Source organism: Zhouia amylolytica (genome assembly GCF_900116365.1).
Taxonomy (GTDB): Bacteria; Bacteroidota; Bacteroidia; order Flavobacteriales; family Flavobacteriaceae; genus Zhouia; species Zhouia amylolytica.
This window is the reverse complement of sequence record NZ_FPAG01000010.1, coordinates 70,184-93,045: the sequence shown is the minus strand read 5'-3', so window position 1 is coordinate 93,045 and position 22,862 is coordinate 70,184. Positions and strand designations below refer to the sequence as shown.

At 35.3% G+C, this 22,862-nt stretch carries 16 protein-coding genes and 1 other RNA gene; 7 read left to right on the top strand and 10 right to left on the bottom strand.

Annotated features, from left to right (window positions below; translation table 11 throughout):
• Positions 1-57 precede the first annotated feature (57 nt).
• Positions 58-1,239 (bottom strand): FecR family protein, encoded by a 1,182-nt coding sequence (locus BM361_RS15985; protein WP_083425981.1) that lies wholly within the window; start codon positions 1,237-1,239, stop codon positions 58-60.
• A 138-nt stretch (positions 1,240-1,377) separates the two neighbouring features.
• Between BM361_RS15985 and BM361_RS15980 the strand changes: the two genes are divergently transcribed.
• Entirely contained in the window at positions 1,378-1,971 is a 594-nt protein-coding gene (locus BM361_RS15980; protein ID WP_074980107.1) for an RNA polymerase sigma factor, read from the top strand.
• 105 nt (positions 1,972-2,076) lie between these two features.
• Positions 2,077-2,871, top strand: coding sequence for a hypothetical protein (locus BM361_RS15975; protein WP_038263219.1), 795 nt, complete (start codon positions 2,077-2,079; stop codon positions 2,869-2,871).
• Here BM361_RS15975 and BM361_RS15970 read toward each other — a convergent pair.
• The 3 genes from BM361_RS15970 to BM361_RS15960 form a co-directional block, all read right to left on the bottom strand.
• The gene (locus BM361_RS15970; RefSeq protein WP_038263216.1) at positions 2,861-3,421 is read right to left on the bottom strand and encodes a hypothetical protein; all 561 of its coding nucleotides are present in this window, start codon (positions 3,419-3,421) and stop codon (positions 2,861-2,863) included. The genes BM361_RS15975 and BM361_RS15970 overlap by 11 nt on opposite strands.
• 343 nt (positions 3,422-3,764) lie before the next feature.
• On the bottom strand, positions 3,765-4,460 hold the full coding sequence (locus BM361_RS15965) for a response regulator transcription factor (RefSeq protein ID WP_038263213.1): 696 nt from the start codon (positions 4,458-4,460) through the stop codon (positions 3,765-3,767).
• On the bottom strand, positions 4,453-5,907 hold the full coding sequence (locus tag BM361_RS15960; RefSeq protein WP_074980105.1) for a sensor histidine kinase: 1,455 nt from the start codon (positions 5,905-5,907) through the stop codon (positions 4,453-4,455). The genes BM361_RS15965 and BM361_RS15960 overlap by 8 nt, the downstream gene beginning before the upstream one ends.
• Before the next feature lie 175 nt (positions 5,908-6,082).
• Here BM361_RS15960 and BM361_RS15955 point away from each other — a divergent pair, with 175 nt between their 5' ends.
• Genes BM361_RS15955 through BM361_RS15940 form a run of 4 tightly spaced genes read left to right on the top strand, consistent with a single transcriptional unit; the run spans position 6,083 to position 12,137 of the window.
• Positions 6,083-6,751, top strand: coding sequence for a hypothetical protein (locus BM361_RS15955; protein ID WP_038263210.1), 669 nt, complete (start codon positions 6,083-6,085; stop codon positions 6,749-6,751).
• A gap of 39 nt (positions 6,752-6,790) precedes the next feature.
• Positions 6,791-7,663, top strand: coding sequence for an ABC transporter ATP-binding protein (locus tag BM361_RS15950; protein ID WP_074980104.1), 873 nt, complete (start codon positions 6,791-6,793; stop codon positions 7,661-7,663).
• Between the two features lie 18 nt (positions 7,664-7,681).
• Complete coding sequence (locus BM361_RS15945) at positions 7,682-11,314, top strand: M1 family aminopeptidase (protein ID WP_074980102.1); 3,633 nt, start codon at positions 7,682-7,684, stop codon at positions 11,312-11,314.
• Between the two features lie 28 nt (positions 11,315-11,342).
• A complete protein-coding gene (locus BM361_RS15940) occupies positions 11,343-12,137 on the top strand; it encodes a TlpA family protein disulfide reductase (protein ID WP_139226739.1) in 795 nt (264 codons plus the stop codon).
• A gap of 594 nt (positions 12,138-12,731) precedes the next feature.
• Here BM361_RS15940 and ssrA read toward each other — a convergent pair.
• Positions 12,732-13,132, bottom strand: a transfer-messenger RNA (tmRNA) gene (gene ssrA / locus BM361_RS15935).
• 209 nt (positions 13,133-13,341) lie between these two features.
• On the opposite strand from ssrA, the gene BM361_RS15930 reads away from it, so the two are divergent.
• Complete coding sequence (locus BM361_RS15930; RefSeq protein ID WP_074980100.1) at positions 13,342-14,550, top strand: NAD(P)-dependent oxidoreductase; 1,209 nt, start codon at positions 13,342-13,344, stop codon at positions 14,548-14,550.
• 18 nt (positions 14,551-14,568) lie between these two features.
• On the opposite strand, the gene BM361_RS15925 is transcribed toward BM361_RS15930, so the two are convergent.
• The 5 genes from BM361_RS15925 to BM361_RS15895 form a co-directional block, all read right to left on the bottom strand.
• Positions 14,569-15,399 (bottom strand): META domain-containing protein, encoded by an 831-nt coding sequence (locus BM361_RS15925; RefSeq protein WP_074980098.1) that lies wholly within the window; start codon positions 15,397-15,399, stop codon positions 14,569-14,571.
• 80 nt (positions 15,400-15,479) lie between these two features.
• Positions 15,480-17,396: a redoxin domain-containing protein gene (locus BM361_RS15920; protein ID WP_083425980.1), complete on the bottom strand. Its 1,917-nt coding sequence runs from the start codon at positions 17,394-17,396 to the stop codon at positions 15,480-15,482.
• Between the two features lie 67 nt (positions 17,397-17,463).
• Positions 17,464-19,029 carry a PepSY-associated TM helix domain-containing protein gene (locus BM361_RS15915; RefSeq protein WP_074980094.1) on the bottom strand — a complete coding sequence of 522 codons (1,566 nt, stop codon included), beginning with the start codon at positions 19,027-19,029 and terminating at the stop codon, positions 17,464-17,466.
• Positions 19,030-19,751: 722 nt separating this feature from the next.
• Positions 19,752-20,480, bottom strand: a complete 729-nt coding sequence (locus BM361_RS15900; protein ID WP_074980090.1) for a DUF4198 domain-containing protein — start codon at positions 20,478-20,480, stop codon at positions 19,752-19,754.
• A gap of 19 nt (positions 20,481-20,499) precedes the next feature.
• On the bottom strand, positions 20,500-22,836 hold the full coding sequence (locus BM361_RS15895) for a TonB-dependent receptor (protein ID WP_074980088.1): 2,337 nt from the start codon (positions 22,834-22,836) through the stop codon (positions 20,500-20,502).
• Positions 22,837-22,862 lie beyond the last annotated feature (26 nt).

Sequence of the window (22,862 nt, the reverse complement as noted above, 5' to 3'; positions counted from 1 at the left end):
CTAATCAATAAGGAATAAAGTCTAAACTGTAGGAGGTGGCAACTTTATTCCTTTTTTTTATTCAATAATTACTTTTTTATCTTTCACGCTATAATTAAATTCGTTCGTCTTTTGAATATACCTTAGCAACTTGTCTATACTAACCTCACGATCTAAAACACCGGTAAATCGTTTCTCTTCAATATCCGGATTTTTAAAAGTATATTCTATATCGTACCACCTTGAAAGCACTTTCATGATCTCTTTCATCGTCATATGCTTAAAACTAAAGTAACCTTCCTTCCAGGCTATTTCATCAAATACCTTGTCCACTTTATGAACCGCCAAAGCACCTGTTTCCGCATTAAACAAAGCTTGTTCAGAAGGCCTCAGGAATCTGTAACTATCTGCTTCACCTGCTTTAACCTTCACCTTTCCTTCCACCAAAGTAGTTACAACATTAATCTCTTCCTGATAAGCCTTTATATTAAATTCGGTTCCCAGCACTTCTATGTCCTGTCCACCAGTATGAACCATAAAGGCACTACCATCATGATGGATGCTTTTCGAAACATCAAAATAGGCCTCACCATATAGCAGCTCAACACGACGCACTGCTCCTTTAATAAATTGAACTGGATATTTAAGCTTAGATTCAGAATTTAACCATACACTAGTACCATCAGATAATTGTACAAAAAAACGCCCTCCTTTAGGAATGGTTAAATAATTGTATTGAACGGTCGACTTCCCATCCTCCTGATTGGAGTCATAGATAAGTTGCTGTTGGTTTAAAGTACGTCCATGTAACTTTACATCAACACCTTTTTCTAAAGCAACATCTGCTCCATTCTCTAAAGTTAAAATGGCTTTATCACTGCCCGGTAAGATGTGAACACCATTATCAACAACCTGAACGGACGTGGGGTTCTTTTTTAATAAAGATTCCGGTAGCATAAAATAAGTACCGATACCCATTATAACAAGCCCGACAGCTGCATATTTAAAAACGTTTAGGTATCTTTTATGACGTAGTCTTCTGTCCTGTTCTTTAATCCTGCGAAGAATGTGCTTCTTTTCTTCATCGGTATTGAAATCAACCAAATGCACATCTGCCAAAAAATTGGCTTTAACAAACTGCTTAAAAATAACATTGTTAGAAGGTTCTTTTAACCATTCTGTCAACTCCATTAATTCATGGATGGTGGCCGACTTCGAGAAATATTTTATGATAATATCTTCTATTCTTTTATCTGTCAAAACGATATCAATTTTAATAATGACGTATTAAATTATCATAACACTTACGTATTTGTCAATTTTTTTTATGTATTTATCATTTTTTTATATTTTTAGTTCTTATATTTTTAGTTCTTATATTTTTTTATTCCCTAAAATTTGAACAAAGAATTTTCTAATCCAGAAATACTAAAACGTGAATTGGAAAAAGGTAACCAACGTGCCTTAACCTTTTTAATTGATACCTATCACCAACCTCTTTGCGTTTACATATACAGTCTTTCTAATGATTATGAAGGTGCACAGGATATCGTACAAAATGTGTTCATTAAAGTTTGGACAGACAGACAAAAATTGGGAAGGGTAAAGTCACTGAAAAATTTTTTATACAAATCGGTGTACAATGGCTTTATAGATCAGTGGAGGAAAGATAAAAGGATGTTAGCCATTGAATCAAAGCATTTGGAAAACCTGAATGAAATTATAGAAGATTCGAATGAAGACCTTCTTAAAATCAAAATAGCCATGGTTCGCCATGAAATTGACAACTTACCAGAAAAATGCAAAGAAACCTTTTTGCTAAGTAAGCAAGAGGGACTTACCAATATAGAAATTGCGAATTTCATGAATGTATCCATCAGAACTGTAGAATCTCAAATAAATAAAGCATACAGATTACTGAAACAGCGACTGTCAAGTGCCGACGTCGTTTTAAAAATTTTCGCTGTCCTATCAACTTTAATTTATTCATAATATCTATTCCATTAATTCATAATTCTTGAGATTATTCCAATATTTCTCAACGCAACCTTTTCACAACTTGTACATCTAATCCTACAAATGATTAAATTTATAATTATGAAAAAGCAATTATTATATATTATGTTTTTGGTATGGTTATCGGGATGCTCGGATAGCAACAATGAAGACATCAATGGCACTCCCGACTCAATAAATGTATCAGAACAAATAGTTGGTAGATGGATGCCGTTTAAAACCGTACTTAACGACCAGGTAGTCTACAATAGAAAAACATTTACAGGAATGGAAAGTGACACACACTATGAGCGTATACTCTTTAAGAATGACCAATCTGTACGTAAATCAACTAGTGATGGTAACATTGATTTATTCACATGGGAATTAAATGCAACAAATGATACCCTGATCCTTGCCAAAGGGCAGTCAAATGAACGTCGCTATTTTATAGAAAATGTCTCCAAAGACAGTTTAACTTATTCAATAGAACCATTCGCGGGACATAAGGTTATATATAGCTTTGTAAAAGAGCATAAGAAAGAAATAAACCGAAGTGACCTGATCTGTAAGGATTGGAAATACGATTTGGTCTGGGCTCGATTATTCAGTATGGATGGATTTAAATATGTAAGAAACGGATCGGTCGACAACCTATTTTATGAAAAGGCTAAGGTAAGTTTCAATACTAATGGTACTTTTTCTGTATACTCCAATAATGTTTTGCATGAGCAAGGCATCTGGCATCTTGATTTAGATGACATGTTGTTAGTCATTGAAGGTGATTTTAAAAGGGAAGCTACCTTATTAGAGCTAAAAGAAGACACCATGGTTTTCGTGTTCAAGAACACCAAGGATAACAACATCCATTACCAAATGGATTTTTCTACTTTTTAAAGAATATAGCATATTCCTTGTCTATTCCGTTAAGGCTATTTTCAGGATAATCCCTGTACAAGAAAAAAATGGAGTCATTATTGATTTCCATAATCGGGTAAGCTATAAAGTCGTTAGTGTCATAACCTCTGTAGTAGGTAAGATTGTTGTTTTCAACCAGCCAACCATTCACCCCGCTGGGAAAACACCATGAGAAATATTTTGCCGATTCGGAGGTTACAAGCTTCACCTGTGCCTTATTAGGGTTTTGGTAAGGGCAATCCCAACTATATCCAACCAATTTATTCGAATAAAATTGTATGGTGTCAGTCCGTTCGTTATTGGGATAGCTTGTACCCGAATCATAACTGATCTCTACCGATCCATCGAGCATTTCTTTATAGCAGTACCCAAAATACCACTTCCCAATCAATATCCGCTCGGTTTCCGAAGCTTGCGAATATAAATCTTCACCACTAAATTGATCCGGACTTGGAAATTCATCCTGATGACCGGATGAACAAGCAACAGCAATAATTAAAAATAACAGAAGTCTAATCTTTAAAATCATAATGACTTAATCATTGGCTACTTATAAATTTAATAAAAATGATTTAATTAGGTAGTTGAAGCATAGTTGAAGTATACCTATAGTATGGTTAAAATATAAGGAGAGTTAAATTGATGTATTTAGATATAAATTGATTTTATGCTACTAATGACTATACACATCAATCACTAGAGAATAACCCATCAATATCTTAATTAAAAATTGTTAAGTTTTATGTTGTATTAAGTGAGGGATGATTTCAATGAAAGTCACCTATTTCAAAAATAATTGAGTCAAAATTAACTCATAATAACCACAAAAGAATATTCATCTTCTAATATTAGAAACTTAATCCCTCAAAGTCCTAATTTTCGTCAATAAATAGTTTATAACCTATCCCCCTGATGTTAATAATTTGAACCCCTTGATCCTTATTGAGGTATTTTCGAAGTTTGGTAATAAATACATCCATACTCCTTGCATTAAAAAAAGTATCATCACCCCATAATTTATCTAATACTTTCTTTCGCTCTAACACCTGATTCCGGTTTTTATATAGCATGAACAATATTTGTGATTCTCGATGGGTCAGTATTCTTTCATAACCATCCAACTCAAGACTTTGCTTTTGCACATTGAATTTATATTTCCCAATAAAACAATGGTCTAAAGGTGCTGTTTCTGAAGTATTTATGCGGTTGGCTAATGCTTTTATACGAACAATTAACTCTTCGATACTAAATGGCTTTTTAAGATAATCATTTCCTCCCAGCTCAAATCCCTTCACTACATCTTCGGTCAATGATCGGGCTGTTAAAAATATAACCGGGGTGCTACTGTTTTCCCTCCTAAAAGCTTCAATAAGACTAAAACCATCCATCTCAGGCAACATAACATCAATAACCAATACATCATAAGTATTCTTTACAGACGCCTCCAATCCCTTTTTTCCATCATCATAGTGATCGACAATAAATCCACGACTTCTAAGGCTATCGCCTACCACCATTGCAAGGGCTTGCTCATCCTCGACGTATAAAATTTTAAGCTTATCATTCATAATTTACTGGTAAAACGATTATAATGGTAGTCCCATTTTTAAGCTCACTCCTTACAGCTACGGTTCCTCCATGTTTCTCTATGGTGTTTTTCACATAGTAAAGTCCTAACCCAAATCCTTTTGTATTATGTACCGATCCGGTTGAGACTCTATAAAAACGATCAAATATCTTTTTTTGATCAACCTTTGAAATCCCAATACCATTGTCAGTGATGGTAATTAAAAAGTTGTGGTGTTCTCGTTTAGCAGCTACCTTTATCAACACATCATCAATTGAATATTTTATACTGTTTTCAAACAAATTCTGCATAACATTCACCATATGAAATCGATCTACCCAAATCCTTTCAGCTTCAGGTTCAATTTCTAATTCAACCTTAACTTTCTTATTGATCTGACCATACTTCCTGTCATTTAAAATATTCTGACACAACTCTCGGAAATTTACTTCTTCCGGATGCATGGGTGCTGGCTCCCTTTCCTCACGCGACATATTAAGAACTTTTTCAACTAAACCAGAGAGACGGGTTAATTCCTTTTGAGAGGAATCAAGGTATTTATCAGTCATTTCCCTATCGTTCAAAACTCCGAAGTTCTTCATGGATTCAACAATTGCAGAAACGGTTGCTATCGGAGTTTTTAATTCATGTGTCATATTATTAATAAAATCACTTTTTATTTGCGAAAGTTGTTTTTGTCTGAATATAGTCCGAAGCATATAAACAAAACATATCATGATAAGTATGAACAATGCCAATGAAGCTAATCCTCCAAAACCAAATTGTGCATATAAAACTTGACGTACATTAGTACATACTACCCGTATATTTTTGTTTCCCTTAAAATTAAGAGGAAACGTTCGGGATGCCAAATAGCTATTTTTAAAAGGAAAAGACATATTAAACTTTGAAACAGTACTCGAGTCCAACACATCCAACCTATAATCCATATCTATTGCTCTATTATTAAGCTCTGATCGAAATAATGAGTCTATTACTGATAATTGCACGTTTTCATTTCTTGAGTTATCCTCTGAAATTAATTGTTGTACTAACTCTCTCAATTTTAATTCAACAGATTCAGGTACTGAATCTATCATATTAAATGCTTCATCCAGATATTGAGGGGAATCTACATGCATGGTAACACTCCCCGATGGAAAACTTTCACTTTTAGATAATAAATCCATCGGAATTTTATTCAAAATAGAATCCGGTGGAGATGAGATGATTTTAGCATTCATATTAGGCAGAACTCTCTGAAGATCTTCGCTATATCGTAAACTCATCTCTTCATTAACACTCTTTTCTAAAGCAAGGTTAAGCTCTTTTATTAATTGCTGTTTGTTTATATGGTAGAACTTTCCTATCCAATGAGCCTGTAACAGGACTAAACCAATAATCGAAACAGATACTAAAAAAAAGATAATACGAATGCGCTGATTCATGTGTAAAACAATTTCGTGTACAAGGCAAAAGTACAACTAATATTTATCCATTAATACAAAACAAACGCCTGTTAACACTCGATAACACTATGTAACAATGAGTTAACCATCTTCTCTAAACATCTCCAATACTTTTGAACTCAGAAAGTTTAACCTAACAAAAATCTTAAAGAATATGAAAAAAGCAATCCTTCTATTCAGTGTAATTATAGGCTTAGCTTATTCCTCGAAAGCTCAAAATTCAGGAACTATTATTTACGAACGAACTATCAATTTGCATAAAAACTTATCGGAAGATCAGCAAATGATGAAAAGTATGATACCAGAAACTACCAGTTCTGATTTTAGATTTACATTTAATAAATCAAAAGGTGTTTATGAAGAAATACCATCTAAAAAGTCAACAGGAATAATCATATCATCCGAAGGAGATGGAGGAAAAACATGGTTTGATTTTGATAGAAATGTTTTTCGTAAATACATTACCGTTGATGGGGAATTATACCATAACAATGGACCAATTGTAGCTTTAGAAAACATCAAACCTACCGGAAAGTCAAAAAAAATTCTTGGTTTCCCTTGCGAAGAATTCAAAACAAGTGAAGGACAATTTTCCATCTGGGTTACCAAACATCTTCCTAAATATATTACCCCACTAGCTCCTATGTTTTATAATGGAGCAGTTCTAGCCATTGAAGGTGATAAAGTTTCCTATATCGCTAAGTCATTCTCCGAAAATATAGATCCTAAAAAACTCATTCCTGATTCTTCGACAGAAATCACCAAAGAACAGTTTTTGGATCTGCAAGAGGAAAAAATGGATGCTTTAAAACAAAAACTCTAATCTCTTTTTCAACCATTACAACAAGTAACAAGAATAGTTATGGAGTTAATTATAAATAATTTATCAAAGACATACCCCAATGGGGTTAAGGCTTTAAACAATCTAAACTTAACCATCGGAAAGGGCATGTTTGGTCTACTAGGGCCCAATGGAGCCGGAAAATCATCTCTCATGAGAACAATCGCAACACTCCAAGAACCTGACCAGGGTAGCATACATTTTAACGATATCGATGTCTTAAAGGAAAAAGAAAAAGTGAAAAGAAACCTGGGGTACCTACCACAGTCCTTTGGTGTTTATCCAGGAATCAGTGCTCAAGAATTACTTTTGCATTTTGCGGTTCTTAAAGGTATAAAAGGTGTAAAACCAAGAAAAGAAACCGTTGCGAATCTCTTACATCAAGTCAATTTATATAAAGACCGTAAAAAAAGTGTACACACTTTTAGTGGTGGTATGAAACAACGATTTGGTATCGCTCTGTCTCTTTTGGGAGATCCTGATTTGATCATCGTAGATGAGCCAACCGCCGGCTTAGATCCAGCCGAACGCAATAGGTTTAACAATTTGCTTAGTGATATCAGTGAAGATAAAATAGTGATTTTGTCAACACATATCGTTGATGACGTCAAGGACCTCTGTAACAACCTTGCCATCATTAATCATGGAAACAAACTTATAAACGGTCGACCATCGGAATTAATGAAAGAACTGGATGGTAAAGTATGGCAAAAACGAATTAGTAAGTCTGAAATTGAACAATATCATTCAAATTACCATATCATAACTTCACGTTTAAATGAAGGGAATATGCTTATTAATATTTTGGATGATGATCATCCGGGAAATGGTTTCAGCCCGGTTTACCCCAGCTTGGAAGATGTTTATTTTTCGGTGATTAACCATTCTGCCTAACCTTTAATATCCAATCTCATGTTATTCGAAATTATACGATTTGAAATAAAGCGAGCTCTTCAGCGACCAGCAGTTTACATTTACTGGGGCATACTTTTTCTGTTGGCTTTCGCTATCATAAATGTAACAGGCGGAGCATTTAAAAGTATTAACCTACAATTAGCCGGCGACAAAACCTTTATCAATGCTCCTGGAATTATTGACCTGATTATGGGGAGCATTTCATACTTAGGGATCTTTATCATCGCGGCCATATGTTCTAATATTGTATTAAAAGACTTTAATAATAACACACTGGAACTTGTTTTCGTTACACCATTAAAGAAGGTAAACTACGTTTTGGGACGCTTCATTGCGGCAAATGCCCTTACCATTATGGTGTTCACGGGTGCAGGTATTGGTTTTTTTGCAGGTAGTTTGATGCCTTACCTTAATCATGATTACATTGGCCCCAACCAATGGCTAACTTACATTAATCCTTACCTCACTCGAATAATCCCTAATATCTTTTTTATAAGTGCCATATTTTTCAGCTTTAGTCTGTTACTGCGTAGTGCTGTAATCAACTGGATTACAATTCTAGGACTCTATATTTTGTACGGTGTAGCCATGAGCCTTTTTAAAGATCTGGAAAGTCAAACTATAGCTGCCTTACTTGATCCGTTTGGAATTGCAGCATCAGTAAGTGTCAGTTCTTCAGCATCAGCCACCGACATGAATAAAACCGGAGCACAACTAGTAGACGTTTTTATGTATAATAGAATGCTTTGGATTGGGGTAGGAATCATTTTATTAGTGTTTACCCTGGTTAGGTTTAAATTTACTTACACCCTATCTACCTGGTCTATAAAGAAGAAGAAAACTCAAAAAAGCAAAGTATTAGTAACAGAAAATAACTTTAGTAATAAACCTGGAAGACCTTTGCCTAAAGCTGAAGCAAACAGAAAGGTATGGCCCGAATTTATGCAACTTTTTAAATTCGAAACCAAAAACTTAATAACTAACACCTGGTTTCTACTAATCACTTTGGTAATGGTTGTGTTTATGTTTGTGGTTTCTAAAGGAATTGGAAAAACCTACGACACTAACACTTACCCGGTTACTTACCAGGTACTAGGCATTCTAGGTGGTAGTGCTCGATTTTTTATTTTTATCATCATCATGATTTTCTCCGGGGAAATGATTTGGAGAGATCGCGACAAAAATATTCATGAAATTAGTTGTACCTATCCTACCCCTCGATGGGTTTCCTATGCCAGCAAATTTTTAGCACTCACCATTGGGATTGTCTTTCTAAAATTAGTGATGATAGTATGTGGAATCATCATTCAAAGTTTGGCGGATTATTATAACTATGAATTAGGCTTGTACTTTTTCTCAGAATTTGGAATAGGCCTGGTACAAAGTATACTAGTCATGGCTCTGGCATTTTTCATTCATATTATCGTAAATAATAAATATCTGGGATATGTTTTTATCATTCTTTATTGGGTACTGAATACTTACTTCATAGATCAATTGCTTAAACATCCTTTGTTAATCTATGGTAGAGGCCCGTCCGTAATGTATTCCGACATGAATGGATGGGGCTTTGGACTCTTTCCATATTCGATCTTTAAATTATACTGGACTTTCATCGCTGGAATTCTAATTATCCTGAGCATCGAACTATTGGTTACCCAAAGTGAAACCAATTGGCGTATACGTATAAAGTTATTAGGAAGGAGAATCAAAGGAAAATCCATGAAAGGCATTTGGGGGCTGGCTTCCCTAGCCTTGATTGTGGGATCATATATTTTTTATAACACCAATATTAAAAAAGAATTTAAAACTTCATATCAAAGAGAATTACAAGCTGTTGAATATGAAAATCGATATAAATCTTTTGAAAAAACACCACAACCTAAGATTTCTAATATTAAACTAAAGGTTGATTTATATCCAGAAAAAGGCGACATGATTGCAAAAGGAACTTTTACATTAAAGAACCGGGGAACAACCTCAATTGATACCCTTTATATTAATGCAGGAATAAATGTTAAAACATTAGAGTTTAACCGAGAGGTTACCTTGATCGAGCGTGATGACACTTATGGAGTTTCCCTATATCTTCTTAAGCAACCATTAGCATCTAAAGACAGTCTAAACCTTGACTTTTACTTTGAAGGCATTAATAACGGATTTAGTGTTGGTGGTGCAAATAACTTCTGTGCCAAAAACGGGACTTTCCTTTACAATTCTTTATTTCCATCATTAGGATACAATAAGGGAGGAGAACTTACAAATCCTCGTACTCGAAAGAAGCATGGATTACCCAAAAGAAAAATTGCTGCCGATATCAATGATCCACAAGGAATACAGCATAACTTTATTAATAATGATGCAGACTTCGTAGACTTTGAAGCTATTGTAGGTACTTCCAGTGATCAAACAGCATTAACCCCCGGAAAATTGATTGATCAATGGAAGGAAAACGGAAGAAATTATTTTCATTACCGCTCAGAACATCCAATGGTAAATTATTATGCAATTCTTTCTGCAAATTATCAGGTAAAAACAGACGTATGGAAAAGTGAAAATGGTAAAGAAACGGAGTTAAGTATTTATTACCATAAAGGACACGAATACAATCTTGACAACATGATGAACGGGATGAAAACAGCCTTAAATACTTATAGTAAGATATATGCTCCATATCAATCGGAACAGCTACATATTGTTGAATTCCCCCGATACTCAAGTTATGCACAATCATTTCCAAATATGATTCCTTTTTCCGAAGGTATTGGCTTTATTGCTGATTTACGTGAACTCAACAATAAAACTAAAGACAAATCTGAAATTACTATCGACTATCCATTTTTTGTTACAGTGCATGAAGTGGCACATCATTGGTGGGCGCACCAACTTATAGCTGCCGATGTTGAAGGAGCACAAATGCTTATGGAATCACTTACGCAATATAGCGCCCTTCAATCCATGAAAAATAGATTTGATGATGCGGCCATAACCAAGTTCCTAAAAAATGAAGCTTTTAAATATATCACCTCCAGAAAAAAGGAACAATTAGATGAACGCCCGTTGGACAAGGTTGCTAATTATCAAATACAAACATTCTATCAAAAAGGAATTCTAGTGATGAATGCGCTTGAGCAGTACCTGGGTAAAGATACATTTCAAGGAGTCCTTCGTAACTTTTTGAATGACTATGCATATAAATCAGCCCCTTATCCTACTACTGCCAACCTTATAACACGTCTTAAACAAGAAACTCCTGATAGCTTACAGTATTTCGTAGAAGATGCACTAGAGAAAATAACCTTCTATAAAACCACTGTTAAATCTGCTCACTATAAGAGAAATAAAGACTTTACATATACGGTTGAAGCAAAAGTCGATATTCGAAAATTCTATATCAATGACCAGGGAGAGGAAATCGAAGTGCCTTGTAACGACTACATTGAAGTTCGAGAGAATAACTCAAAAGGTGATATCCTCTTTAATCAAAAACTAAAACTTAAATCTGGTGAAAACAACTTAAATCTAAAAACCAACAGAAAACCATCAACTTTAGTGATCGATCCTAACTATTTAATAATGACTAAAGAATGGGAACGGCCTCCCTATACGATTGAAAAAGCCGAAAAATAAAAAAATAAATATTAAAAATTCTATTAAAATGAAAACACATCTATTTACACTAATCATGATCTTATTAGCAATAGGGGTTATGACACGTTCGACCTATGCTCAAAACGGTTCAAAGACTCCCCCTAAATTTGAATTTTTAAAAGGGCTTAGAAAAGCACAAGAAGGAGAAATGAATAAAAACCAACAAATAACACTCGATGGTGAAAGTATTCCTGTTTATGACAATACAGGAAAGAGGTTAAAAGGGTTTTCTCTTATGAAAGCTTTTACCTCTGGAGATTTTGCACCTGACTTCTATATAGATAACGATAAAGAAATAAAGGCCATTTTAATGAGGGAGGCTACTGATGAGGAAAAAGCTCAAATGAAAATTGCGAATTCAGATGCTTTAAAAAGTAACAAAAAGCTAAACGAACCTGCCCCAAATTTTGAGGCTACCGACCTGAAGAATAATGAACTTTATTTAAAAAAATTAAAAGGAAAGGTTATTGTTTTAAATTTCTGGTTTAAGAACTGTAAACCCTGTGCGATGGAAATTCCTGATTTAAATAAACTCGTTGAAAAATACCAGGGTAAAGAAGTTGTATTTATAGCTTTCGCTCTTGATAAGCCCGGCGATTTGGAATCTTTTTTAAAAGAAACCCCTTTTAAGTATCAAATCGTTGCCGGGGCAAGGTCTATTGCTGACGAATATAATGTACATAGTTTCCCTACCCATATTATCATCAATCAGGATTCCAAAATTATTTATAAAGCCACAGGCTTAACAACTAATACGGTGGAAAATTTGGACCACGTTATAGAAGAAGAATTAAAGAGTTAGTTTTTAATTTATTTGAATTAATTAGAAAAGATTTAGTTAAAGTTTTAATCTAGGGTTGCAAAAGCCCCAGGTTAAAACTTTATTTAATAAAGACTCTGGTTGTATCGAATTAATCCATTGATCTTTAATGCGTTTATTAAAATCCATGAATTAAGATACCTGTGTACATGAATAATATTTTTAGCAAATCCTTAAAAAATACTTTTTAAAGATAAGATATTTAATACGGCTGAATTTTCTCATAAAAACATCCTATTTCACATGTTTTTACCACCATGTACAAATTGATACAAAATCATATAAATTGTTTATTGAACTTGTAAAAACACAATTCTCAACCCTAAATTACCAATGGTTTAATAGGTAGTTGAAGCATAGTTGAAGTATAGTTAAAGTATGGATAAAGTATGAGGAGGATTAAATTGATGTATCTCGATACAAATTCTTTATATACTACCAATAAATATTCAGGAACAAACTACACTGGTTACAAAGTGTAAGTAAAATATGGAATCTGAGATTACTGCCGTGATCTTCATTGCATCAAGTCCTCTAAAACAAAAGCCTGCACTTCTGTGCAGGCTTTCCGCTTAATCGTGGAGTCGGGGAGATTCGAACTCCCGTCCAAACAAGCAATTCAAATGCTTTCTACATGCTTAGTCTTCGTTTAATTGTCGACGCAAAGCTGACCGAAAACCGCCTACCCTGCGCTTAGCTTCTTAAGATTTGAAATTGTGACGAAGCTACACAACTTCTATGTTGACTTTTATGGTGTCTCTAATTAGATCGCCGTCAACAAGGGCTATCAAGAGACATCTCGCCTCCCCGCCTTGCGGGGACGTGGCCGATAATCTTACTATAAATTCAGATTAGGCAGCAAGAGCGTAGTTATTCTCGCCATTTAAAAAGTGTAGCACAGATATTAACGAGCATTAGTACTCTAGCTCGGCATGCTTACATTTCAATTCGACTCGCTGTCAAAACCAGTCGACCCCAATATTTTAAAAGAACGTTTTTTACTACTTTAGCTCCTCGGTTACCTTTATAACCTTTTAGGCATTATGTGCAACGCTTTAATTGAACACCCTAATCTTAAAGGAGGCCAACAAAGGTAAATCAAAAATTATTCCAAAAAAAGTTTTGTGTCATAAGTTCACTTATGTTACATTTGAAACTTATCAGACTATTAAAGTTATAAAAATATATGAAATTCGGAATCATTAGAGAACGTAAAAATCCACCTGATAAAAGAGTGGTTCTGTCACCGGAAGCTTGTACACAATTGCTAAACCAATACAACAAGGCTAGTATTGCAGTCGAAAGCTCCGATATCAGAGTCTTTAAAGATGAAGAATACCTCAACAGCGGATTGGAAATAGTAAACGATGTCTCCGATTGTGATGTGCTATTAGGGGTTAAAGAGGTGCCGATTGAAGCGTTAATTCCCAATAAGAAATACTTCTTCTTTTCGCACACTATTAAAAAACAACCTTATAACCGTGATCTTCTAAAAGCAATATTGGAGAAAAATATTGAGCTCTATGACCATGAAGTCATAACAGCTCCTGAAGGTTACAGGTTAGTAGCCTTCGGACGCTACGCTGGAATTGTTGGGGCTTATAACGGGTTTAGAACCTATGGCTTAAAAAATGATGCCTTCAATTTACCCAAAGCTGAAAACCTCCCGAATCAGCAAGCACTGATCGATGCCCTAAATCGCATTCACCTTCCCAATATTAAAATCCTGCTTACTGGTGCCGGCCGTGTAGGTAATGGAGCGAAAGAAATGCTGGATGCAATGCATCTTAAAAAAGTCACCGTTGATGAATATATAAACAAAACATTTGAGGAACCTGTCTATTGCCAGGTTGATGTTTTGGACTACAACAAACGAAAAGATGGTCAACTCCTGAACAAAGAAGACTTTTACCAAAACCCGGATGCGTATCAATCTGATTTCATGAAATTTGCCAAAGTGACAGACTTCTATATTGCAGGACATTTCTTTGGCGAAGGGGCTCCGTATTTATTTACCCGAGATGATGCCAAATCAGCGGACTTTAAAATTAAAGTAGTAGCAGATATTAGTTGTGATATCGATGGACCTATAGCTTGCACCATCAGACCCTCAACAATCGCAGATCCTATTTATGGATATGACCCTCAAACTGAAAAAGAAATTGATTATAAGGCCCCTAAAGCTATTGCCGTAATGGCGGTAGATAATCTTCCTTGTGAACTCCCGAGGGATGCCAGTGAAGGTTTTGGTGAAATGTTCCTTAAATATGTAATTCCCGCATTTTTTAACAACGATAAAGATGGAATCCTGGAAAGAGCTCGTATGACTAAAGATGGTAATCTTACCAAGCGATATGAATACCTGCAGGATTATGTAAATGGGGAGTTGGTCTAACTCCCCAGAATTATTTTATTAATCGATTTTTTTAAACACCAACTGCATTCCGTTATCGTTATACAAATACAGTCTGTTGTCCTCTATCCTGTATTCCACTGAGCTTTGTAGTGCTTTTAAAAACTCATCTTCTTTATTTTCACCCATGCAGGCCTTTTTAGTACTGATCACCTGCGTAAAACGTAATAAACCTTTTTCAAAAAAGATGGAACCCCGCATATTATTACAACCTGCGTAACCAAAGAACTTGTTGTCTTTGGTATTGATTTCCATATTAGGTAATTCTTTGGTAAACATGTCAACCGTTACTTCTTCTTCTCCTAATTTTTCCAAAACCCACAGGTCGTTCAATCTGTAATCAGTTATGTAATTTCCACACCCTTCATAAACTGTATAATCGGTTTCATTACCCTTCTTTATTTCTACCTTAACTTTATATCCAAATTCATTGTCCGACATATTATCAGAACAAGCTCCCTGAGCTATTTGAATATTCATAGATCCACTTTCAACTTCCGCCTTATATAACTTAACATTGGCATCAGCAGCTCTGATCGGCTCTACTCCGGGCACTGTAAATTCCTTATGAGCCTCTGTTAGCGAAGTAAACTTTATCATATTATCAGCTATCTCAATACTCCAAAAAGGCTCTGTACCCACTCCTTTAAAGAATACACTGCTTTCAGTATTCATAGCTTCACTTGTTTTTGAATCATTCGTACTTTTTTCCTGTTTAACTAACATCGTATCTACCGTAGAGGTGCTATCTGCTGCTTCCTGTGACTTATTCTTTTTACAAGCCGTTAAAGACATCCCTAAAACTAAAATTGATAAAACTACTTTTTTCATTGTTCTTGAATTTAAACAATAAAGGTAATCTAAAAACTAGATTACCTTTATAAACTATCGTTAGATTTATATTAACCTTTTTAAGATTGTGCCAACGTAATCATAATCTCTAATTCATCAACTAATTTGGCATCACTACCGCTAAATCCTACTGACTTAAATTTAATCTTACCATCAGGACCAATTATAAATTTAGTAGGAATTCCGGAAACCTCATATTTACCAATTACGTCATATTCACGACTCCCTTCCTCTACAGGAGTATCCATCAATACATTGAATGTATACTCATTAGATTCTATAAAACTCGAAACTGATTTTTGTCTGGCATCGCCATTAGTACTTTCCCATGTATTTACGAATAAGAACTCAACATTTGGATTGTCCTTATACTTGGTTACAGCCTTTTGCATACCCGGGAAAGAAGCCTTACACGGTCCGCACCAGGTGGCCCAGAAATCCACGATAACAACCTTTCCTTTTAATTCGTTCAAGGCCACATCTTCTCCTTGCAAATTTTTCAATTGAAATGTTGGAGCCTCTTCATCCATCATAGTCTTTTCAATTTCAGCTTTCGCCTTTTCATATGCAATACCCTCAAGTTCCTTCAAATAAGCCTCAAATCCTTCATCTGAACCTTTATTTGACATATATGCAGCCTGTAAATATTCTTTAATCTTATCAGTGGCCGCACCTTCCTTTATGAAGTGTTCAGCTTTATCTTGTGCCATGGTATTATTTCCGTCAGCCAATAAATATTGAATATAACGCTCGTTAGGTTCAGCACCTCCTCCATCTTCTCCAACGGCAACTTCCTGGTTCTTGATCGCTTCTTTAACCTTGCCTTGCTTAAAAAGAAGTAAAGCATAGGTATCTACATACATCTTATAAGTACCTTCGATATTATTCTTATACTGACTCACAGAAAAATAATCCGGTTTTTCAGAAATATCCGATTTCATGGAATCTAAAATATCTAATGATTTTTTAGAAATACCAGCAGCAAACTCAAGATCAGTACCTTCCTCGGCCATTGGCCAGGCTATACTGTTGTATAAACCAGCTTTTTGTAGATTGTCAGGCATCTTATCAGCATAAATAGCAAAAGACTCAAAATCCTTATCCTTAGCATAACCACTAGCCATATAATAATTCATTCGGTCACTTAAATCGTTTTTACCAAAAGTCTCATTAAATTCAGCTAACAATTCCTTTTTCTTATCAAGGTCTTTTTCACTGTAGAAATCCATCCAAACAGCTTCCTGTGCTAACTTGCCTTTAGGAAATTCCTCCATTGCCTTCGTTTTAAGAACCTCAACGACAGAATCATTTCCAATGGTTGAATTCAAAACTACCAATGTTCTGTAGTCATCTTCATCCAAAGAACTCTTTTGGTTGATGGCACTTATACGTGATTTAATAAAGGTTTCCCCCGCTTCCTTTTGCTCTCTGTATAAAAAACGTGGATAATTAAAGTCCCATTCATCAACTATAGCAGGGTTTGCTTTAAAATCTTCCTGATATAACGAAATAATTGAATCGTTTTCAATATCCAAATTCAATCGGCTACCATATCTCATATAATATGCCCCGGCACTAGCCATTGACCCGGGAACTAAAGCTCCTTCGGATGAATACAGATAAGTGACAAATCCCTTCTTATCATTATCGTCAACCTCATCACCTGCCTTAATGTTAAAGATTAAAGCAGTAGCAGAATCAGGAACCTTAATTGTACTTTCCCAAGCACCCTCCTTCTTTTCAAAATCGATGTCCACCGGATAATAAGTATCGTGTACCGCATAGGAATAGTAAGCATCTGAAACTTCTTCGTCCGAACTATACCTAAGGTTTAGGGAATCTCCAGGTTGTGGCTTTTCTTTTGAAATGAATAAAGATCCCATCTGTTGTCCGGAATCTTCAGCTTGCTGCTGTTGTTGGCATGAAATCATTATAAAAACCATGCAAACAACTAAAAAATAAGATGTTAGTTTCATAATTTTCCTTCTGTGTTTTTATGATTGAACATCCCAATATACAATTATTGTCAGAAAACAGCGATATTTAATTCTTTATTTCTGACATGCTATTGATTTTTAACCTCATTTTAACCCACACTAAAAAGACAATTATACTTACGACTAGCCAAAGCATATCTACAAATAAAATATCCAGATAACCTCGCTTGAAGCTTACCCACAACCAATTCCCGGATATAATTCCACTTACCAATGGAATCATGAAACCTGAAAGGCTTCCCACTAATAAGCTGTTCCTACACATAAACTTATCGTCTCTCTTTATAAAATACACAATACTAAACACCAGCCAACTTATAAAGAACCATCGATATATGAATCCCTGAGATGCACTTCCATTGAGTTTAACTGCAATAAACGAGAAAGCTGTTACGGGATAAAGCGACATGCAAACAGCCATATATGCATGGAATAATATATTGTTAAATACCCTTTTCCTGGGTTCCAGATGTTTCTTATCACGGGCAATCTGCCAAATAAGTATCCCTGAAATAATTACAAAACAACCAATTAATCCTAAAACGAACGAAATGACCTTTAATCCCATTCCTCCATAATCGCCAAAATGTAATCGATACATCAAATTTCTAACGGCATCGATATAGGTTGATTCGATATAAGGATTCTTTTGAGCAACTACCTTTTGTTGTGATACATTGTAAACAAGCTTTCCGGCACCATTCATCTTAGCTCTATAATCCGTTACCCCTTCTATAATTATATGCATATTAGTATCTCCATAATTATTTAAAAAGATCTTGGTTACCCTAAAATTTTCCCAGGTATTTTGGGCATCTAACACATACTCATTAATCCTGAAATCCTTATCCAGTCGTTTATGATTCGGATCATGTGGTGTTGGAGCAAAGCCGAGTTCTTGATACAATTTTTCTTGATCGTTATCATACAAAGTAATCAAGCCTGGTGCAACCAATAAGAGTTTAATCATAAAAAAAGCACCCGTTACAGCATAGATAAACTGAAATGGTAATCCTATAACCCCCAAGGCAGTATGGGCATCGGTAAATAAGGTCTTTAGTTTGGCCTTGGGTCGAAAAATGTAGAAATTAGGAATGATTTTTTTCCAGTGAACCAATATTCCGGTAATAATGGCAAACAGGAAAAAAAAGGCGACAAAACCCGATAGATAGTATCCATAAGGATAGGGAATCTGAGCTAAAAAATGCAAACGATATAAAAATTCCCCGAGGGAATAAGATTCCACATAAGTGGTTTGTTGAGAAGTTTCAGGATCGAAATAAAAGAAAGAAGGTGTCCTATCTGATGCTGAAGAAAGACTGTCTTTAGAGCCCGTAAGATTAAAGTTAATGCGCCTCTCCGCATGTGGCCAATTAATGGTTATGTCCCTGTTGTATAAATCGTATGTATTTTTAAGAGTATCTAATGCCTTATCAAAATCAATAGAAGCAACAAAGTTTTCGTCAACAGATTCATTACGCTCCCAATTGATAATTTCATCCCTGAAAAATGAGAACGATCCGGTAAAGAAGATGACGTATAAAATGGCACTTATAAAAATGCCGCTTATGGTATGCGTATGAAAGAAAATATTATATAATCGTTTATCCATAGTAAAGAATTAGAAGTTGAACCAATAAAAAGGTATTAATAAGAAAAGTGCTATTAAAAGGTAAGTGCCCCAGGCATTCCATCCATTTCGAAATAGGAAAGCTAACAAAAGCAATAGCGCCCATAGAATAAAACCACTAAAACTCATCGTTATCATGATTATATTTTTATCAAACCATAATGAGAGAAATAAGTGTACTGCTATAGTGATTACATACCCCCCTATCAATCCTGCACTTATTTTTAAGATTCGGTGTAATGCAGAACTTGTTAAATATTTTTTATTTGCCGGCATATCAAAAAATGAAAGTTTCTAAGACTAATGAGATAATAAATGCAATAAATAAATGTCTCCATTTAAAGTGTTGTAAGGGATGAAGTAATACTACAAGACTCCCAATTGTCATTAGAGTTACTGTAGCCAATAAAATTCCTCCTCCAATGCCATAGACAACACAAAAAAGCAGATAGGCGAATATTAGTAGTCCGACGCCTAAATACTCACCGGGTAATGGAATGAATTGAATCCATTTATTAAAATTCGATTCTTTATTTATAATTGCGCGACTTGACGTATTGTATAAACAAAAGAATCCTAATGCTATAATCGTCATTGTAATACTTACCACTTTTCAAACTTTTTAAATTCAATGGTTAAAACCCCGGAACAAAATCCGGGGTCTAACAACTAACTAACTATTAACTCAAACAATTAAACAAGGCCTACAATGGAATGCAGTAGGTTGCGCAATGCCAGATAAATTCATAAGCGGTATTATTAAAACTGCCCGGCACTTGTTCATTATAAGTTACCTCAACTGTATACATGGTTTGCCATGGTAACTTCAATGACACTTGTCCGTTTTCGTCTGTTTCTAAAGTTTTACTCCATAGATCTGCCACATAAATCACAATCTCATTCTTTGCTAATGGTTTGCCTTTAAATAGAACTTTTAAGGTTACCTGTTGATCTTTCCCCGGCTTATCGTCACTTAAATCAATAATTTCAATACCCTCCGGATTCGTTTCTTTTGTTTTATCAATTCCATTACCAACCACTACCCTTGCTTTTGCATGGTATTGAGGTTTAAAAATTCCGAAGTCATAGGCTGTATAATCCAGAACTTTCATGCTTTTGTTATCGAGTGCGATGGTATAAGTCCCCTTTTGAGTGGGAACAAAAGAGGTAGTGTAATGATCTTTTTCAGGATTAACCGTTAAAGTAGTTTTGGATCCGTCCGGTGCAATTAGCCAAAGCTGAAAATCATTAACTCCTTGAAATGCGTCCCCATTTACTTGTTCTATTACACCATAAGTATATTCTCCAAATCGAACTTTAATCTCATGTTTTTTATGCTCCTTACCTACAGGTTTAGTTTCAATCCATAGATAATGTGCAAATGTATTTGTAGCTAAAAAAAGCATTAATACTAAGAGTATATTCTTCTTCATTTTTTAAAAATTTAATAGATTAGAATTTATAAGCCAGGGTAAGTCTACCGTTAATACCCGGTTCACTTTGCCAATACACATAGCTACTGTAAGCAGAACCAGAATAGAGATAATCATCCAGAATGTTGTTAATGTTCAGATTGACCCTCAAATGGTCGTTATTCCAACTCAATCCTCCATCTAATCTAAAGTAGTCAGGTAAAATGGCTTCATTACCAGCACTCCATGCCCAGGAAGATCGGTCTATTTGATACTGATATCCCAACGATAAACCAAAGCCTTTCAAAGCACTGTCGTTATTGAAGTTATAATTGAACCACCCATTAGTGATGTGTTTAGCATGTCCCGCCAAACGCGTACCGACCAGGTAATATTCATTCCCTTCAGTTACTTCTACCTTGGTATTGGCATAATTTAAAACCACGTTTAACTCCGGCGTAATTTCGCCTTGCAGATCAAATTCTAAACCTTGTGAAGTTACTTGTCCTACCTGAACAGAGAAGTTCACATCTTCCGGATCGGTTGCTAAAATGTTGTTTTTGGTAATCTTATAAGCCGTTAATCCCGTAGTCAATCGTCCATCGAGAAATGACTTCTTAATTCCACCCTCAATATCGGTGGCCTCTACCGGATCAAACTTTTGATTGGTTCGGCTTATACCATAATTAGGCGTAAACGATTGGTCATATAATCCATAGATGGTAAGTGTTGGAAGGATATCGAAACTTAGTCCTACGCGGGGTGTAAATTTAGACTCATTGCTGGAGTCCCCATAGGCAAAGATCTCAGCATCCGTATATCGACCGGCAAGGGTTACTCTTAATTGATCATCCAACATCCATATTTCATCTTGTACATAAAAGGCGTTGTACTTGGTTCCTTGTAAATTTCCTTCTCCACGAACTTTAACTGACTGAGATCTGTCGAAATCCGGCCAAACTGCATTCCCGTATTCAGGATTATAAATATTGAAAGGTGTTTCGTCGATAGCAGCACCTTGACCCCAGTCGGCATAGTACTTTAAATCTCTATAATCATATCCCCCCATTACTTTATGCTTTATACCTCCGGTATAGAATTCTCCATTCAAATACACCTGGGCTAATTGATTTGTACTTAGAGCATCCCATATACTTACTCCCCTGATCATATCTCCATTTTCAGCAACGCTCCAGGGCCAAAAACTTGCTCCTTCGGCATTATATCTCATGTACATATATTGAGCATTTACATTCCATTGGTCATTAAACTTATGGGTGAAATTTGAAGTCAAACTATACTCTTCTATATTCGATACAGGAGCACCCTCATCAATTGATGAAAAGTTTCTGTCTACCGCCTCAAATCCAGGCTCAGTCGGAGCAAAAACATATGCTGATCCTACGATCATATCGGCATTCTGATATGTAAATTCATTAGTAAAGGTCGTATTATCTGAAATCTCATAGGTAATTGCAGGCACCAAACTGTAACGACTGCTTTCATCATACTTTATATGCGACTCCCCATCTTCAATCATAGCATTAAAGCGATACTTTAATCGTCCGTTTGAGGTTAATTTGCCTCCTGAATCGAAAGTCACCCGGTAGTTATCAAAGCTTCCTGCGGTAAAAGTCAACTCATTAATTTGTTGATCGGTTGGTTTTTTAGTTACGACATTGTAAAACCCTCCCGGCTCACCGGCAGATAGCATAAAACCAGCAGGACCTTTTACAAATTCAATTTGTTCAACCATACTCATATCCTGTGATAATGGCCCCCAGGGCATCTGTACATTCATTCCATTTCTGAAAGCCGGCAAATTAAATCCTCGCATATTTATTCTTGCAAAATGTCCCCAATGTTCAATCATCATTGCACCACTAACATTTCGGGTAACACTCTCCATCATGTTGGTAATGTTTTGATTTTTAAGCACCTCATCACTAACTATTTGAATATTTTGAGGAAGTTTTATAGTCTCTGTAGTGAGTCTTAAGGATGAAGAAGGTTTCTTTACGATAAAATCACTTTTACCATTTCCATTCACGATTACCTCGTCTAAAGATTCAGTTGTTTCCGTTAATACAATTGCGGGAAGGGATACTATTTCCCTGGAAAATCTAATTTGTTTTTGATATTTCTGATATCCCACACTGGTAATCATCAGCGTATAGATACCCTTATCAATATTCTTAATTTCAAATACTCCATCCTGATTGGTTATGCCACCCTTTGAGGTTTGATCTAGCCACACATTGGCATATGGTATCGGTACACCGTCTGAAGTTACCACTTTACCTCTTACAACACTGCTTTGTGCAAATGCGCTCATTATCAGACATAAACTCGCACAAATAGTAAAAATTCCTTTCATAAATTTTTTATTTATAATTAGTCTAA

Bases quoted from the DNA above. Each gene is read 5' to 3' on its own strand.
- BM361_RS15975 (WP_038263219.1), top strand. From the start codon at position 2,077: ATGAAAAAGCAATTATTATATATTATGTTTTTGGTATGGTTATCGGGA.
- BM361_RS15945 (WP_074980102.1), top strand. From the start codon at position 7,682: ATGTTATTCGAAATTATACGATTTGAAATAAAGCGAGCTCTTCAGCGA.
- BM361_RS15900 (WP_074980090.1), bottom strand. From the start codon at position 20,480: ATGAAGAAGAATATACTCTTAGTATTAATGCTTTTTTTAGCTACAAAT.
- BM361_RS15960 (WP_074980105.1), bottom strand. From the start codon at position 5,907: ATGAATCAGCGCATTCGTATTATCTTTTTTTTAGTATCTGTTTCGATT.
- BM361_RS15955 (WP_038263210.1), top strand. From the start codon at position 6,083: ATGAAAAAAGCAATCCTTCTATTCAGTGTAATTATAGGCTTAGCTTAT.
- BM361_RS15895 (WP_074980088.1), bottom strand. From the start codon at position 22,836: ATGAAAGGAATTTTTACTATTTGTGCGAGTTTATGTCTGATAATGAGC.
- BM361_RS15965 (WP_038263213.1), bottom strand. From the start codon at position 4,460: ATGAATGATAAGCTTAAAATTTTATACGTCGAGGATGAGCAAGCCCTT.
- BM361_RS15940 (WP_139226739.1), top strand. From the start codon at position 11,343: ATGAAAACACATCTATTTACACTAATCATGATCTTATTAGCAATAGGG.
- BM361_RS15950 (WP_074980104.1), top strand. From the start codon at position 6,791: ATGGAGTTAATTATAAATAATTTATCAAAGACATACCCCAATGGGGTT.
- BM361_RS15925 (WP_074980098.1), bottom strand. From the start codon at position 15,399: ATGAAAAAAGTAGTTTTATCAATTTTAGTTTTAGGGATGTCTTTAACG.
- BM361_RS15930 (WP_074980100.1), top strand. From the start codon at position 13,342: ATGAAATTCGGAATCATTAGAGAACGTAAAAATCCACCTGATAAAAGA.
- BM361_RS15970 (WP_038263216.1), bottom strand. From the start codon at position 3,421: ATGATTTTAAAGATTAGACTTCTGTTATTTTTAATTATTGCTGTTGCT.
- BM361_RS15920 (WP_083425980.1), bottom strand. From the start codon at position 17,396: ATGAAACTAACATCTTATTTTTTAGTTGTTTGCATGGTTTTTATAATG.
- BM361_RS15915 (WP_074980094.1), bottom strand. From the start codon at position 19,029: ATGGATAAACGATTATATAATATTTTCTTTCATACGCATACCATAAGC.